The sequence below is a fragment of the Massilia frigida genome (assembly GCF_011682175.1).
In the GTDB taxonomy this organism is placed as follows: Bacteria; Pseudomonadota; Gammaproteobacteria; order Burkholderiales; family Burkholderiaceae_D; genus Telluria_A; species Telluria_A frigida.
The window spans coordinates 1-15,245 of record NZ_WHJG01000037.1 but is presented as its reverse complement, the minus strand read 5'-3'; the positions used below and the strand labels follow the sequence as shown (position 1 = coordinate 15,245).

The 15,245-nt window shown below is 59.0% G+C and carries 15 protein-coding genes; 4 read left to right on the top strand and 11 right to left on the bottom strand.

What is annotated here, in order from left to right:
• Nucleotides 1-62 precede the first annotated feature (62 nt).
• Complete coding sequence (locus tag F2P44_RS26555) at nucleotides 63-350, top strand: hypothetical protein (RefSeq protein WP_167091195.1); 288 nt, start codon at nucleotides 63-65, stop codon at nucleotides 348-350.
• An 84-nt stretch (nucleotides 351-434) separates the two neighbouring features.
• Here F2P44_RS26555 and F2P44_RS26550 read toward each other — a convergent pair whose 3' ends face one another.
• From F2P44_RS26550 to F2P44_RS26530, 5 genes are all read right to left on the bottom strand, one after another.
• Nucleotides 435-1,031 (bottom strand): chalcone isomerase family protein, encoded by a 597-nt coding sequence (locus F2P44_RS26550; protein ID WP_229423771.1) that lies wholly within the window; start codon nucleotides 1,029-1,031, stop codon nucleotides 435-437.
• 438 nt (nucleotides 1,032-1,469) lie between these two features.
• Nucleotides 1,470-1,745, bottom strand: coding sequence for a YfhL family 4Fe-4S dicluster ferredoxin (locus F2P44_RS26545; RefSeq protein ID WP_167091192.1), 276 nt, complete (start codon nucleotides 1,743-1,745; stop codon nucleotides 1,470-1,472).
• Nucleotides 1,746-1,759: 14 nt separating this feature from the next.
• The gene (coaD, locus tag F2P44_RS26540; RefSeq protein ID WP_054265447.1) at nucleotides 1,760-2,257 is read right to left on the bottom strand and encodes a pantetheine-phosphate adenylyltransferase; all 498 of its coding nucleotides are present in this window, start codon (nucleotides 2,255-2,257) and stop codon (nucleotides 1,760-1,762) included.
• Nucleotides 2,258-2,377: 120 nt separating this feature from the next.
• A complete protein-coding gene (rsmD, locus tag F2P44_RS26535) occupies nucleotides 2,378-3,022 on the bottom strand; it encodes a 16S rRNA (guanine(966)-N(2))-methyltransferase RsmD (RefSeq protein ID WP_167091189.1) in 645 nt (214 codons plus the stop codon).
• Between the two features lie 163 nt (nucleotides 3,023-3,185).
• Nucleotides 3,186-4,082 carry a DUF6279 family lipoprotein gene (locus F2P44_RS26530; RefSeq protein ID WP_167091186.1) on the bottom strand — a complete coding sequence of 299 codons (897 nt, stop codon included), beginning with the start codon at nucleotides 4,080-4,082 and terminating at the stop codon, nucleotides 3,186-3,188.
• 27 nt (nucleotides 4,083-4,109) lie between these two features.
• Between F2P44_RS26530 and glmU the strand changes: the two genes are divergently transcribed.
• On the top strand, nucleotides 4,110-5,486 hold the full coding sequence (gene glmU, locus F2P44_RS26525; protein WP_167091184.1) for a bifunctional UDP-N-acetylglucosamine diphosphorylase/glucosamine-1-phosphate N-acetyltransferase GlmU: 1,377 nt from the start codon (nucleotides 4,110-4,112) through the stop codon (nucleotides 5,484-5,486).
• Nucleotides 5,487-5,791: 305 nt separating this feature from the next.
• Here the strand turns inward: glmU and F2P44_RS26520 are convergent, their stop codons facing one another.
• The 3 genes from F2P44_RS26520 to F2P44_RS26510 form a co-directional block, all read right to left on the bottom strand.
• Nucleotides 5,792-6,988, bottom strand: coding sequence for an ABC transporter permease (locus F2P44_RS26520; RefSeq protein WP_167091182.1), 1,197 nt, complete (start codon nucleotides 6,986-6,988; stop codon nucleotides 5,792-5,794).
• Complete coding sequence (locus tag F2P44_RS26515) at nucleotides 6,985-7,755, bottom strand: ABC transporter ATP-binding protein (protein WP_167091180.1); 771 nt, start codon at nucleotides 7,753-7,755, stop codon at nucleotides 6,985-6,987. Before F2P44_RS26515 ends, F2P44_RS26520 begins: the two co-directional genes overlap by 4 nt.
• Nucleotides 7,756-7,862: 107 nt before the next feature.
• Nucleotides 7,863-8,330, bottom strand: a complete 468-nt coding sequence (locus F2P44_RS26510) for an Lrp/AsnC family transcriptional regulator (RefSeq protein ID WP_167091177.1) — start codon at nucleotides 8,328-8,330, stop codon at nucleotides 7,863-7,865.
• A gap of 162 nt (nucleotides 8,331-8,492) precedes the next feature.
• Between F2P44_RS26510 and glmS the strand changes: the two genes are divergently transcribed.
• Together glmS and F2P44_RS36670 are read left to right on the top strand one after the other, a co-directional pair.
• Nucleotides 8,493-10,322: a glutamine--fructose-6-phosphate transaminase (isomerizing) gene (glmS, locus tag F2P44_RS26505; RefSeq protein ID WP_167091174.1), complete on the top strand. Its 1,830-nt coding sequence runs from the start codon at nucleotides 8,493-8,495 to the stop codon at nucleotides 10,320-10,322.
• Nucleotides 10,323-10,491: 169 nt separating this feature from the next.
• Entirely contained in the window at nucleotides 10,492-11,379 is an 888-nt protein-coding gene (locus tag F2P44_RS36670) for a TniQ family protein (protein WP_167091171.1), read from the top strand.
• Nucleotides 11,380-11,425: 46 nt separating this feature from the next.
• Here the strand turns inward: F2P44_RS36670 and F2P44_RS26495 are convergent, their stop codons facing one another.
• The 3 genes from F2P44_RS26495 to F2P44_RS26485 form a co-directional block, all read right to left on the bottom strand.
• The gene (locus tag F2P44_RS26495; protein WP_167091169.1) at nucleotides 11,426-13,174 is read right to left on the bottom strand and encodes a TnsD family Tn7-like transposition protein; all 1,749 of its coding nucleotides are present in this window, start codon (nucleotides 13,172-13,174) and stop codon (nucleotides 11,426-11,428) included.
• Nucleotides 13,175-13,920: 746 nt separating this feature from the next.
• Nucleotides 13,921-14,805 carry an AAA family ATPase gene (locus F2P44_RS26490; RefSeq protein WP_167091166.1) on the bottom strand — a complete coding sequence of 295 codons (885 nt, stop codon included), beginning with the start codon at nucleotides 14,803-14,805 and terminating at the stop codon, nucleotides 13,921-13,923.
• Nucleotides 14,802-15,245, bottom strand: a 444-nt coding sequence (locus F2P44_RS26485) for a hypothetical protein (protein WP_223165110.1), incomplete at its 5' end; no start/stop codon positions are given. The genes F2P44_RS26485 and F2P44_RS26490, both read right to left, overlap by 4 nt.

The window sequence follows — 15,245 nt, the reverse complement described above, 5'->3', positions numbered from 1 at the left end:
GATTTATATGTTGCGTTGCACTATAGTTGACACATAACAACTGCTACTGCGATTTCAACATCATGTCTATTTTGCTGCAAACCACGGGCGACACCGCCTTTTCGCTGATGCCGCTGGTGCGCAGCGTGGGCCTGGTGCTGGCGATCGGCGCGCTTGCCCTGTTCTTCAAGCCTTTGCTGGTCGGCATCTTCCGCGCGCTGGTGCTGGTGGTCAATCCGCGCCTGAGCAAGGACCAGCTGGCTGCCCGCCGCAATATGCGCAATGCCAAAGTGCTGCAACGGATGACCAATTCGTCTTCCGGCAACGCCAGCCTCACGGCCGAACTGCGCGCCATGGCCGCCCGTTCCTGAGCGTTCGCCCGCCGCGCAAGCGGCTGCACAAAAAAAGCGGCGCCGGCAAATTACCGGGCGCCGCTTTTTTATTGACCAGGGATCTTATTTCCCTGAGAGCAGGGCTGTCTTCAAGCTCGAATCGACCGGGCGTTCGCCCATCCAGATGCGCAAGATGGCGTTGTAGAACAAGATGTCGGGGACAACTTCACCGATTTTCTTGCCATTGAACTCGCACTGGGTGCCGGTGCCGGGAATCCAGTCCAGGTGCAGCACGTCACCCTTCTTCAATCCTTGCAACAGGCCGAACATTTCGCCGAACTTGCTGATCTGCGACACGATCTTGGATTTTTCCTCGTTGTTGAGGTTGTTGTTCAGGCCGTTCATGAAGGCGTCGCCGAAATCATCCGAGGACAGGTCGCGCATCAGCACGATGGCGACCCGGCGCGGGCCATCCATCTTCATGATCTCAGGGAAGGATTTGCTCTTTTCCGGCAGGTACAGCGAGGTGACATACACCTTCGCCACGAACTTCTGGCGCATCCCGAAGCCGTTGAGCTTGAGTTCCTTGCCGGCCACCTTGACGGTATCGTCCAGCTTGATGCCGCTGATCTCCGCCGCGGAGGCACCCTGGCCGAAGGCGCAGGCGAGGAATAGACCTGCCAGCAAGCCTTTGAAAGTGAAACGGTTCATTGCGATCATGGTGTCTCCAGTGATTAATCTGTTTTTGTTCCGCATGAAAAACGCTCATGCCGGCCTGCGGCTTGCCGGCACCAGGTGCGTCGACCGGCACGCTTGCATCTTCCTTCAACGCGGCAGCGGGCATGACGGTAGACAAGGCCATAGCGCCATCGTATTTACGCGGCGGGTATTATAGTCTTTACGTACGGTCGAGATGGTGCCGGAGTGTGCGGTGCGAGGAAAATTTAATGCAGGCGAACTAATTGACTAGGTAAATATACCATCATATTTCCCCAAAAAATTGCCCCGAAGGCATTTTAGACGGGCCTTATGATGATATCAAGACAAAATTGTGGCCCGAAAGGCACATGAATTTACAATTTGATAATTCAGGCTGGCGATGGGCTGGAGGCTGGCCGCCGGCCTTGCCGCCCCATCGCCGTGGGGCGGCGGGTGTTGTCAGGGGAGCGGCTTGGGCGGCGCATCGTTGCCGGCAGTCAGGCGCTCATACTTGGCGCGCAACTCTTCCGGCGTCTCGCGCCAGGCCGGGTTGAACGGGATGCAACTGACCGGACACACTTGCTGGCATTGCGGTTCATCGAAGTGGCCGACGCATTCCGTGCATTTGTTGGGGTCGATCTCGTAGATCTCGGCGCCCATGTAGATGGCATCGTTCGGGCACTCGGGCTCGCACACGTCGCAGTTGATGCAGTCGTCGGTAATCAGTAAGGCCATGATTGCTCCGCTTTTTATTCGGAAGGCGGCGCCATGGTGGCGATCTTCTTTTGCAGCCAGCGGTCGACCGAGGGAAACACGAACTTGGAGACATCGCCTCCGAGCATCGCAATTTCGCGCACGATGGTGCCGGAGATGAACTGATACTGGTCGGACGGGGTCAGGAACAGGGTTTCGACGTCCGGCAGCAGGTAGCGGTTCATGCCGGCCATCTGGAACTCGTATTCGAAGTCGGACACGGCGCGCAAGCCGCGCACGATGACGCGGGCGTCATGCTTGCGCACGAAATCCTTGAGCAGGCCCGAGAAACTCTCGACCCGCACGTTCGGATAGTGGCCCAGCACCTCGTTGGCAATTTCCAGGCGTTCGTCCAGCGAGAAAAACGGGCGTTTGTTCTTGCTGTCGGCTACGCCCACGATCAGGCTGTCGAACAGCCCGGACGCACGGCGCACCAAATCCTCATGGCCGCGCGTCAGCGGGTCAAAGGTTCCTGGATAAACGGCTACAACCATTGCGGCTCCCTAGAGATGCACCAATATAGAACGCGCATTATGCCTGAAATTCATGCGCGGTCCCCATAGCGGCATACCACGGGGAGGATCGCGGCCGAACAAAGCGCTGGCCGATCGCGTTTACGCTGCCGTTTTGCGCAGCTTGAGCAGGTAATAGAAGACGATGCCGGCCTTGTCATTACGCACCGCTTCCCACGGCGCGAGCCAGTCGGGCACGGCGCTGCCGTCTTCCGGTTCGAACGGCAGCGGTGCGCCGGATTCGGCATACACCAGGCCGTCTTCGGCGAGCAGGCCGGCGGTCAGCGGCAGGCTGCGCTCGAGCAGGTTTTGCTGGTAAGGCGGATCGAGGAACACCAGCTGGTAGCGCTGGCCGCGCAGCGCCATGTTCTGCGCGCTGGCCAGGGCGTCGCCGCGGACGACCTCGACGTTGTCGGCCTGGAGCTTGATCTTGACATCGCCGAGCTGGCGCACCACCGGCGTGTGGCTGTCGATCATGGTCACCGAGCGCGCGCCCCGGCTGGCGGCCTCGAAACCGAGGGCGCCGCTGCCGGCGAACAGGTCGAGGACGGCGGCCCCGGTCCAGTTGGCGTCCCACAGGTGGTTGATCCAGTTAAACACCGTTTCGCGCACCCGGTCCGGGGTGGGACGCAGGCCGAGCGCGTCGAGCACGGGCAGCGTCGAGCGCTTCCAGGCGCCGCCGATGATGCGGACTTGTTTCGGAGGCGGCGGACGGTGCACCGGGACTTTGGCGGGTTTCTTTTGCATGGCGACGAGGGGGGATTGCTGATCCGGCGCACTATATCACGGGGGTGGGAGGCGTTGCGGCGGGCGCTGGGGAACTTGGGCACCCGCCTGCGCGGGTGCGACGGTGCGACGGTGGGACGGTGTAAGGCGCGCCGCTGCCAGGGGCAACGGCGCGAGAAGCGGCTTATTTGGTTTCGGCTGCCAGGGCGTTGAAGTCGGTGATCCATCCCTGCATGCGTTTTTGCGCATGGGCTTTCTGCTCGGGCGTGGCGATCTTCACCGCCACCAGGACCATCTGCATCGTGCTATCCGTATAGGCATCCAGGAACTGCTTGTGCTCGGGGCTTTGCATGCGCGCCAGCATATCCTTGATCACGCCCTGCACCAGCGGCGCGGCCGCCTCCTTGCTCAGGTTTTCCTTGTCGATCTTGCGCAGCACCGTCAGGATCTTTTGCTGGCGCCGCAAGCGCTCGTCGAGCCAGATCTGGTTGTTCAGCGGACGCGCATCGGAGGCCTTGCGCAACTGCGCTTCCTGATCGCGGCTGAAGTCGCCGAACCACAAATCGAACTGCTCCATCGTTCGCTTGAAACGCTGCTCCTGCAACTCGTCCACCGTGCCGCGGATGAACTTCTTGCGGAAGGTCTCATTGTTCTTGTTGAATTTTTTTTCCAGGTGCGCCAGCTGCTCCGGCTTGATGGTGAGCGCCAGGTCGGTCAGTTCCGGCAAGGCTTTCAGCGCCAGCAATTCGGTGCGGTTCATGATGTCGCGATAATCGGCGTCCAGGTCAGCCTTGCTCAGGTTGCCTGCGAGTTGGCGCTGGGCATTAGTGAGGATGTGGATGTAATCCTTCAACTGGGTCTGTCGATGCCATTTGAACAGTTCCTTGATATCCTGCTTGACCTCCGGCGCCTGCTCCGAATCGAGATCGACATAGGCGTCCAGCCACCAGTACAGCAAGGTGTCGCCCTGGTTGTAGGCCAGTTTGATGCCGCTGCACGCGGTCAGCACGGCCATGATTGCCACCAGGCAAAGAACGCGAAAGCGCTGGGAAAGTGGTTCCTGCGTGTTAAACTTTTTCATTTATTAACTCTTTTTGAACGAACGCTTATGAACGTAGTGATTCTTGCCGCTGGAATGGGAAAGCGCATGCAGTCTGCGCTGCCGAAAGTGCTGCACCCGCTGGCGGGCAAACCCCTCCTGCAGCATGTGATCGATACGGCAAGGGCACTTGCACCGAGCAAATTATGCGTTATTTACGGCCACGGCGGCGCAGCGGTGCCCGAGATGCTGAAACGCCAGGACAGCACGGGCCATGCCGCCATCGATACCGCCCTGCAAGAGCCGCAGCTCGGCACCGGCCATGCAGTCAGCCAGGCCGTGCCCCAGCTCGATGAAGATGCCCCGACCCTGATCCTGTACGGCGACGTGCCGTTGACCACCGTGGCCTCGCTCAAGCGCCTGGTCGACGCGGCCGGCACCGACAAGCTCGGCATCCTGACCGTGGTGCAGGCCAATCCATTCGGCCTGGGCCGCATCGTGCGCGAAGGCGGCACGATTACCCGCATCGTCGAGGAAAAGGATGCCAGCGAAGCCGAACGCGCGATCTGTGAAATCAACAGCGGCATCATGGTCGCGCCGACCCGTCACCTGAAAAAGTGGCTCGGTTCGCTGTCGAACAATAACGCGCAGGGCGAGTATTACCTGACCGATATCGTGGCCCAGGCCGTGCTCGATGGCGTGGCGGTTGTGTCGGCGAACCCGTCGGCCGAGTGGGAAGTGGCCGGCGTCAATAGCAAGGTGCAGCTGGCCGAGCTGGAGCGTCGTCACCAGCTCAATATCGCCAACGCGCTGCTGGAAAAAGGCGTGACCCTGCTCGACCCGGCCCGCATCGATGTGCGTGGCGAACTGATTTGCGGGCGCGATGTGACCATCGATGTCGGTTGCGTGTTCGAAGGCCGCGTGGAACTGGGCGATGGCGTGAACGTGGGGGCGCACAATGTGCTGGTCAATGCGCGCATCGCGGCGGGAACCAATATCAAGCCGTTCTGTCATATTGAAGATGCGGTGGTGGGCGCCAAGTCGGTGATCGGGCCGTATGCGCGCTTGCGTCCGGGCACCGAGCTGGCGGAGGATGTGCACATCGGTAACTTTGTCGAGATCAAGAACAGCCAGATCGCCGCGCACAGCAAGGCCAACCATTTGGCCTATGTGGGCGATGCGACGGTCGGTTCGCGCGTCAATATCGGCGCGGGGACGATCACGTGCAATTACGACGGCGCCAACAAGTTCCGTACCGTGATTGAGGATGATGCGTTCATTGGCAGCGACAGCCAGCTGATCGCGCCGGTTACCGTCGGCAAGGGTGCGACCCTGGGCGCCGGTACCACGCTGTCGAAAGATGCGCCAGCCGGCAAGCTGACCATTTCGCGCACCAGGCAGACGACCATCGAAAACTGGACGCGTCCGGTGAAGGTCAAGAAGTAAGTTTTAACCACGGTTCTCCCGCGCAGCCTCCAGTTTCTAAGGAACTCCTCCAATTCCTCGGAATGAGGCAAGTCCGGAGATAAATGCCGATAACTTAAGCTCCGTCATTCCCGCGCCTAGCCCTGCGCGGGAAGTCTTTTCTGCCAATGGCAGGAAAGACGGTTTTGAAGTTTGTGGTCAGAAAAACGCTGAATCTAAAGCCATCGAATCCAGAGGCCAGTTCCTGGACAGGCGCGAACGCTGCGCGGGAGCGACGGTTTCCAGGCTTGCGGCGAGCTTCAGTCTTTCCAGGCCAGCGGCAAGCTTCAGGCCGCCAGCGCCGTCGCCACATTCGCGCGTGCCGCCTTGAACGCCGGCACCAGCGCCGCCATCAAGGCGACCGCCAGCACAGTCACCACCGCCATCAGCATCCGGTTCACATCCAGCTCCACCGGCATCGGCGTGGCAAACGCGCGCTGCGTTTCCGCCTGCACGGTCACCCGGTTGATGATCCAGGCAATCACCCCGCTCGCAATCAGGCTGACAGCCACGCCCGCCACCGCCATGCCCAGCGCTTCGGTCACCAGCATCAGGAAGACCGAATGGCTGCGCATGCCCAGCGCGCGCAAGGTGGCCACTTCGCGCCGCCGTTCCAGCGCGTTGATCGACATGGTGGCGGCAATGGTCGCCGCAATGACCGCAAACACCATCCCGGCGATGCTGTCGAACGCCAGGTCGGACGCGCTGCGCGCCCGCATGTAGGCCTGCGACAATTCCTGCCAGGTGCGCACCTCGGCGCCGATGCCCGCCTTGCGCAGCGCCGCCGCCACCGCCGTGCGCTGCAGTTCCAGCTGGGCCGGATCGGACAGGAACACCACGAAGCGCCCGCTTCTGTCGGTATTGAGCAAGTCCTGCGCCAGTTCCAGCGGCATCAGTAGCGAAGGAACGTGATCGTCGCGGCCGGGCAGCGCGTACACATCGACCACCTGGGCAATGACTTGCCTGGGCGCCGCGTCGGGCACCGCCGCGGTGAGCGTCAGCGCGCTGCCGACCCGCAAGGCGAGCGCCCGGGCCTTGGCCTGGCTGATGGCAATGCCATTGCCGACCAGCGATTGCAGCGTGCCCGGCGCCCCTTGCAGGCCCGGCACCAGCGGTTCGTCGGGCACGCGCATGCCCTGCCCGGCGAACGTGACCGAGTGCCCGCTGGTGGCGGCGATCCCGGCCACGCCGATTTCCGGCACCACCAGCGCGATGCCCTTCACACGCGCCAGCACGGAGCGCGTGCGCTCCGCTTCGTCCGGGCCGAACAGGCGCGCATCGCCGCCGGAAGCGGCGGGAACGACGCTCAGGTGGCCCATCCGTTCGCGGATCACGGCCTGATGCTCGATGCCGGCGCGGGTGCTGGCGATATTGCCCGCAAATAGGTCGAGCACGCACAGGCTGGCCCCGATCAGGACGATCGCCAGCACGCTGCGCGCGCGTCCCAGCAGCAGGGTGCGCAGGGCCAGCCGGTACGGGCTCATAGCTGGACCCGGAAAGGTTCGCGGCCGGCATCGGCCAGCACGGCGTGCAGGCGGCCGTCGCGCAGTTGCAGCGTGCGCGTGACGCGGTTGAGCTGGCGCTGGTCGCGGGTCGAGACGATGAAGGCGGTGCCGTGCTCGTGCTGCTGCTGGGCGAACAAATCCATCACCAGGCGGATGCAGGCGCTGTCCAGGCGCGAGGTGGGCTCGTCGGCCAGCACCAGGCGTGGCTTGGCCAGCAGCGCCCGTGCGATCGCCACGCGCTGGCTCTGGCTGGGATCGAGCCGCGCCGGAAAGGTGTTGGCGTGGGTCGCCAGGCCAAGCAGGCCGAGCAGCTCGTCGGCGCGCGCATGGGCGGCGTGCAAGTCCTTGTGCGCCAGGCGGCCGCGCAACATCAGCGGCAGCAGCACGTTTTCGCGCGCGGTCAGCACCGGGATCAGGGTAAAGGCCTGGAACACGAAGCCCATCATTTCGTTGCGCAAGTCGGCGCGGGCTTGTTCGGGCAGGCGGGCGATCAGCAGGTTGGCGATCACGACACTGCCTTCGTTGGCATATTCGAGCATGCCGATCAGGTTCAGCAAGGTGGTCTTGCCGCTGCCGGCGGGACCGCAAATGGCCACCATGTCCGCCATGCCCACTTGCAGGTTGACGCCATCGAGGGCATGCACGGCGGACAGCCCGCCGCCGTAATACTTGTGCACGCCCGTCAGGCGCACCAGGTCGCCATGCGGCTTGGGCGCCGGCCCAGCGTGTTCCAGGATGTCATTCATCGCCCCACCTCCCACTTCGACGCGCCCGGCGTCCACCAGGACGCCCAGCAGCTTCGAGTAGAACCTGTTTCCGCCGGGCTGCCGTTGAGATTGCTCAAAGGCAATAATCAGACGGCGATGCGGGTTTCGAACTTGCTGCGGAAGGTGGAAAAATAGGCTTTCACGTTGCGCACATTGGTGCGCGTGGCGAACAGGCGGTGCGCCAGGGCGTGGTAGGCGGGCATGTCGGCGACCTGGACGATGAGCACGAAATCCGGCCCCGGGGCGACCCGGTAGCATTGCAGCACGGCTGCTTCGGCCGCCACATGCTGCTCGAACTCGTCCATGCGCTCGGCGGCCTGCACATCGAGCGTGATTTCGACGATGGCGGTCAGGCGCGCGCCCACCTTTTCCGGCGCCACGATGGCCACCTGGCGCTCGATGACGCCGCCCTCGGTCATGTACTTCACCCGGCGCAGGCAGGTCGGCGGCGATACGTGGACCAGCTCGGCCAGCTCCGCATTGGTATGCGATGCGTCAAGCTGGAGGATATTCAAAATGCGGCGGTCGACGTCGTCGAGATCATTGGCGGTCATGGATTTTAGTGATTAGAAAAGAAAATGGTCGATAAATGAAATATAAATTCATGTCTCATGAGTGATGAAATAAATACTCAATATAGTAGCAAATTAGAAAGCATATTTCATGGTAGCTCAACTACGATCTGCGCATTCATTCATTTTCAGATCGAGGTCATCATGTGCGGTATCGTCGGAGCAGTAGCACAACGCAACATCACTCCCATCCTGGTCGAGGGCTTGAAGCGGCTTGAGTACCGCGGCTACGACTCGTGCGGCGTCGCGCTGCACGTCGACGGCAAGCTGCAGCGTTCGCGCAGCACCTCGCGCGTGGCCGACCTGGAAACGCAGATCGCCGGCGCCGGCCTGCAAGGCTTCACCGGCATCGCCCACACGCGCTGGGCCACGCACGGCGCGCCGGCATCGCACAATGCGCACCCGCACTTTTCGCCAACCGAAGAGAACGCCCGCATCGCCCTGGTCCACAACGGCATCATCGAAAACCACGACGAACTGCGCGCCGAACTGACCGCGCTCGGCTACGTGTTCCAGAGCCAGACCGATACCGAAGTCATCGCCCACCTGGTTGACCACATGTATAGCGGCGACCTGTTCGAGACCGTCCAGCTGGCCGTCAAGCGCCTGACTGGCGCCTACGCGATTGCCGTATTCAGCCGCGAAGAACCGCACCGCGTGGTCGCTGCGCGCCAGGGTTCGCCGCTGATCGTCGGCGTCGGCCAGGGCGAAAACTTCGTCGCCTCCGACGCCATGGCGCTGGCCGGTACCACCGACCAGATCATCTACCTGGAAGAAGGCGACGTGGTCGACCTGCAACTGGCCAAGGTCTGGGTCGTCGACGTCGACGGCAAGCCGGTCCTGCGCGAAGTCAAGACCGTGCACGCGCACACCGGCGCGGCTGAGCTGGGCCCGTACCGCCACTACATGCAGAAGGAAATCTTCGAGCAGCCGCGCGTCATCGGCGACACGCTCGAAGGCGTGACCGGCATCATGCCGGAACTGTTCGGCGACAATGCGTTCAAGGTCTTCAAGCAGATCGACCGCGTGTTGATTTTGGCGTGCGGCACCAGCTACTACTCGGGCCTGACCGCCAAGTACTGGATGGAATCGGTGGCCAAGGTCCCGGTCCAGGTCGAGATCGCCAGCGAATACCGCTACCGCGACAGCGTGCCGCATCCGAACACCCTGGTGGTGACGATTTCGCAAAGCGGTGAAACGGCCGACACCCTGGCCGCGCTCAAGCATGCGCGCAGCCTGGGCATGGTGCACACCCTGACCATTTGCAACGTCGCGACCAGCGCCATGGTGCGTGAATGCGCGCTGTCGTACATCACCCGTGCCGGCGTGGAAGTGGGCGTGGCATCGACCAAGGCCTTCACCACCCAGCTGGCCGCGCTGTTCCTGCTGACCCTGACCCTGGCGCAAGTCAATGGCCGCTTGAGCGACGAAGAAGAAGCGACCTACCTGAAAGAAATGCGTCACCTGCCGGTGGCCATTTCCGCAGTGCTGGCGCTGGAACCGCAGATCATCGCCTGGGCCGACGACTTTGCGCGCAAGGACAATGCGCTGTTCCTCGGCCGCGGCATGCACTATCCGATCGCTCTGGAAGGTGCCTTGAAGCTCAAGGAAATTTCGTACATCCACGCCGAAGCGTATCCTGCGGGCGAACTTAAGCATGGTCCGCTGGCGCTGGTGACCGATGAAATGCCGGTCGTCACGATCGCACCGAACGATGCGCTGCTGGAAAAGCTGAAATCGAACATGCAGGAAGTACGCGCCCGCGGCGGCCAACTGTATGTGTTCGCCGACGTCGATTCGCGCATCACCTCGGGCGATGGCTTGCATGTGATTCGTTTGCCGGAACACTACGGCCTGCTGTCCCCGATCCTGCACGTTGTGGCGCTGCAATTGCTGGCGTATCACACCGCGCTGGCCAAGGGTACGGATGTGGACAAGCCGCGTAATCTGGCCAAGTCGGTGACGGTGGAGTAAAAGCAGCTGGCGTGCTGACTCATGACTGGAACAAATATAGTCAGTCTTAAATCAATAAAGTCGGTCGCGTGTTCTTGCTCCTGCCCCTGCCGCTGTTCGTGCAATACCTTCAATAAATAGCTGCCCAGTGGATCGTCGTTACTGAAGATCTACTGGCAGTTGCCAATAAATGTATCGTAAATTTGTCAAGGTCATCCCATTTCCTGATGAGTTGGCTCACAGCATCATCGCCCGAGTTGCCTTAGCTAACTGCTGCCATTCCGAACTAGTCATTTCGAGCCTACGGACGCTGTTGCAGCTACCGCCGACAGACAATCCGGTTTTCGTTCTAGCGGCAGGTCTAAGTATGGACAGGGATATTCTTCTCACTCGACATACGATGCACCCGTTGCACTATGCGGTCGCGAGGAATTCCGCACTTGTGCCGCTCTCGTCCAGAAAGAATGGATTCCAGGCACTCTTTGGCCCGAAATCGGCGGCAACAGCGCGTTATTGCGAACTGTGCTTTCTCGCGGAGAGGGGGACCTGCGTGATTCCTAGCTGGCGCCGCAAGCATCATCTTCCAGCTGTTGATTGGTGTCCCGTCCACTTCACGCCACTTCGTGCATGGTCAACGGAGTTAGCGGCCCCATTTTTTAGACATTCTCAGCAGGGCTTGTTTGAGCATCTCGATGCCGAAGTGGCAAGTTCGGTCGAAAACGCGGTTCTGCGCCGATATGGACAATTGCTGACAAGCTGGCTTGACCGCAGTGTTCCATATTCATCTCTGAAGGTTTGTAAGGTGATACTGGCTGAGTGCCATCGGCAGAACATTAGGTGTTCCAAAGAGGGCTCGGCACCTCTCTTAAGTGACATCCTGCTTAGTAAGCTCCCCCCAACTTGGGTGCATCGACATATGCCCCACTTGGCGAATAAGAAGGCAGGCATTGCCCATCCAAAGTTCGACACCCTTGGAACATCCTCGTCAGACAGCTTCCCTACCGCTAGCCTTGCGCTAATTCTGGCTGCGCTGTTCGCATCTATTTCGGATATAGATCGAGCGCTTGAAAGTTACTGAGCATCGCGTCCATCTTGCCTTAGCGTCAGGTACGGGAAAATTTTTACTAAAGCAAACGCAGCTGATGTTTTTTACCAATCACTGAGCCGACCGATGCAACCGGTAGTATTTCCCTCAACACTGCTGCCGTCATCGGCCAATGGTGGGGAGCGTCAAATATTTTTCGCAACACATGTGCGCTCGATAGTATTCGGCGGATACTGGGGCTGTTAAATCGGTCGAAAGACCTTGTGCTATTCAGCAAAGCAATTAGGGCATTGGAGTACCGGAAATCAGCACGTTGCATCCGCGTTGCTGCACCGTTGCTAAGCTGCACTCGTACTTGGGCACCTTCGAAGGTGCGTAACCACCGCAGGTCATTCCGATACAGCCAAGCATATGTTCCTTGATCGATCGCTCGCCTTGCACTAATGCTCAAGCCCGGCTCTAGTGCGGATAGCGAAAGCCAGTCTCCACGGGATTTGGCCAATGAGAATTCATGGCGTACTCGGTGCCAACTGACCTGCAGTTGCGGAGTCGTACGGAGAAGCCGCGTTACGGTAACTTCGGAAACACCGCAGGCGGACGCTACGTCCTTTTTTGGTCTTCCTTCCAATAATAATTGCACGGCTTTGCTAAATATTTCTTCAGTAAGTTTTTTCGGACGGCGGGGAGTTGAGATTCCGGCTTTTGCCGCCCAGCTTGCTACGGTCGATATGTCGACGCCAAGTTCGCGGGCGATAGAGGTTACTGACCGGGTCCCGAGTAACAGCGCATGCGTCGCAGCAGACCGCGCTTCGTCGAGTCTGCCCGGTAAATGAGGCATCGTCTCATTGATCGGTTCTTCAAAACTTGCCGCACGCTCGTAGGCCAGACAAAACGACTGCCAGTCTCCAAAGATAAACGCGATCCAGACAACGTAGCGAAGAGGGTGTGTCAAAGACCGGGCTGATAGAACACGAGCCAGTTGAGTTTGTGCCAGTTGTAAGTCTGTACTAAGGGCGAGCGGCGGTACACCTTGGCATTCACAAATAAAGTGCGCCAATTCTGGGAGGACATGTCTCCAGTCAACGGAGCCTTTCGATTTCAGCCACGCTCTGGACCCCATGTGTGATCGAAACGCACGCGCGATTCGATGCGGATCTGAAAACTTAGACGCTGCGGAGGAAAACGCCATTCCGCTTAGATCGGCCAACCGCCAAAGTAGAGAAGATTCATCTGGCGAAGTGTTTCCGTTAACTAATGAGGGTACCGTTAGCTGGGCGTGGCAAGGTAAGAGCCACGCGTAGCCCGACCGCTTTGACGGTTGTTGCAGGTGGACGAGTAGTAAAGTGCGATGTTTTGCACAAACCCATACACCGGGCAGTTGGTGGGCGACCCGCCAATGTGCGACGTTGTTTTTTCGAAAATCCTCAGTAATGCATCCGGCGCATGCTTTAAATGGATGCGCAGCGCCGACGCCGCTCGTGAGCATGCCCAACCTAAATTTCTGCGTACTCACGCCCTCGGTTCGTACTGCGCGTAGTACATCTTCGACGACCTTCTCACGCTTGAAGGCGAAGTAGAACGGCAGGATCGTGTGATCATGGACGATTTTATTCGCACGGCCCAGTGATCCGTTGGTTCGGGTAACAAGTGCGTCTAAACGCGAGGGAACATCATGCACCCAACCTCCTCGAACGTGGCCAAAAAGTTGCAATGAGGTTGCTCTTGGCGCGCCGTTTGCCGCAAGTTTGTGATAGCGCGCGCACCAACTAAAAAGCGTTTCATCCTCGAGCCATGGGATATCATTGTCGGGGAGAATTAGGTCCTTCATTTGCCCTCCTCAGTTCCGGAAGTGCCTCGCGACTCTACGGTTTTGTTACCTAAAGATTCAAGTCCAGCACGGAGGGATGCGGGCGTCATCGCCAGGCGCTTCGAAATTTTCGTAACAGTTGCCTTTTTTCTGTAGCCAACCTCAACTTCATCGGAAGCGTGTCTCAAGTCCTCTAGCAATACACGGGCATCAGCCTTTACGGCACTTTCGAACATGTGGGCTACAGCAGGCGGCACCTGCGCCTTGAGGTCGCTAACGTTTTCCGAATTTCGGTTCAATAGTGTCGCCACCGTAGTTGAGAACGGCGACACCAAATCTGATCGCTCCCGGCGAGCCTGTGCCGAGGTCCCTATCCATTCAAGGGCTTCGATATCAGTTCTATGGCTAGTGTATGTATGACTCCGATACGCTTGCCTGATGTGGTTCATGTTGACAAAACTCTCAGTGTCGGCTCGCCACGCAATTCGGCAGGCCTCGCACAGAAGATCCTTCAGTGCTCGGTATAGGCCAGCAGTCAGACGATGAAGCTGATCAGAGCATTCGGAAATGTCCGTGTCAAACCGCCCTGGTGCAACGGACAAGTAGCTGGTAAGCACCTTAGCCCATGTCGTTATACACATCTTTTTTTATAATAAAATCAACGACTTGCGCCTGACATCGCTAGGGCGCCGTCGACATGAAACGACAGAGAATCAGTGCGGTTGATCTTAAAATACCCGCATTTCGCTTAATTTTTAGGCAAAACCTCATGGAAATTGCCGCCCCGGGCTGAAATGACGTTGCGCGGAAAAAGATGTGTATAACGATATGACCTTAGCCCAGTGTGTATCGTTTGAAGAAGGTGGATCAAGCAGAGTTACACGTGCCAGCAACCGATCCTTATCCTCCTGCGGCCGGCGCATCAACTTGTGGCCGAGAGAATAATTACTGGTATAGAAAACAGGGGGACCGAGTTCTGAAAGGGCGGAGATAGTATTCGCGATGAGCGTGCTCGCTGTCGCACTTCGCGTCAGAAATTGAAGTTCATCAACCACGATAAGCAATGTGGACTGGGTATACAACCACTCACGCAGATGATCTTTGAGCCTCCGCAGTTGAGCCTTTTTATGCTGGGCCAAGAAAAGCGGATTTGCTAACGCGGACAATATTTCGTTCAGGTTTGTCGATGCGCCGATTTGCACGTGTTGGATGAGTTGAGGCTTATGCTCGATGCCCGTCTCGCGAAAAATTCCACCGGAGGCCTCAAGGCTCGCAAACACCCTATAAATAGCTGTCATGGTGGCCGATTTCGAAATTCCGGCGAGGCCTGTGACGCACCAGGCCTGCTCTTCGGCCAACAGCGGGGATCCGGAGTACCTTGCTTTCATGTACTGCTCGCGGCTAGGATAACGTGTCTCAACAGATCTCACCGCGCGATCAACCATATCGCGCATGAGCATCAAATGACTTTCGTGCGGTAAATAGATACGGCTCCAAGCGATACGTAGCCGATCGGTAGCGACCTCGGCGGTATCGAGGTGTAGGCCCAGTTCAGGAGGTGGCAAAAACGATGACCTAGACCGGAGTTCTTCCAAATTGCTCAGTCGCTTGAGACTTTCCTGCAGTGGCCCTTCTGCGCTTTCCTTACTCATCGTTGTACCTTTTTCGGGCCCCGAACATAATTGATAATTTCAGATTTTTCGTCAAGCGACATGGCGTTCTTTTTCTTGGCTCGCCCCGAGCGCCTCTGAACCTGTCTGAAGGGAATCCCAGCTTCGAGTTCGAAGAGTGCCTCTTGTTCCGCGATAGCGGCGCTGCGATGGGGCTTCACCGTGGAGTTTGCTCGTGCGCGCAGGTGCACAAGTTGTTCAAGTTCTAAAATAGAAAGATACGTCTGATCTTCGCCGTCACGAATATTCAGCATGCAGTCGAGACTCAACATTCCAGTAGGCGTGTCAACAAAAATGGCTCTATGACGTTTTCGGTGAAACTTGACGACCGCCACGGTATCGCCTAATTGAAACCGACCGCTTCGCGGCGGCCTGCAAGGGATTGACGGGTAAATGAGCGAGTTTGGACATGCGCAGATAGG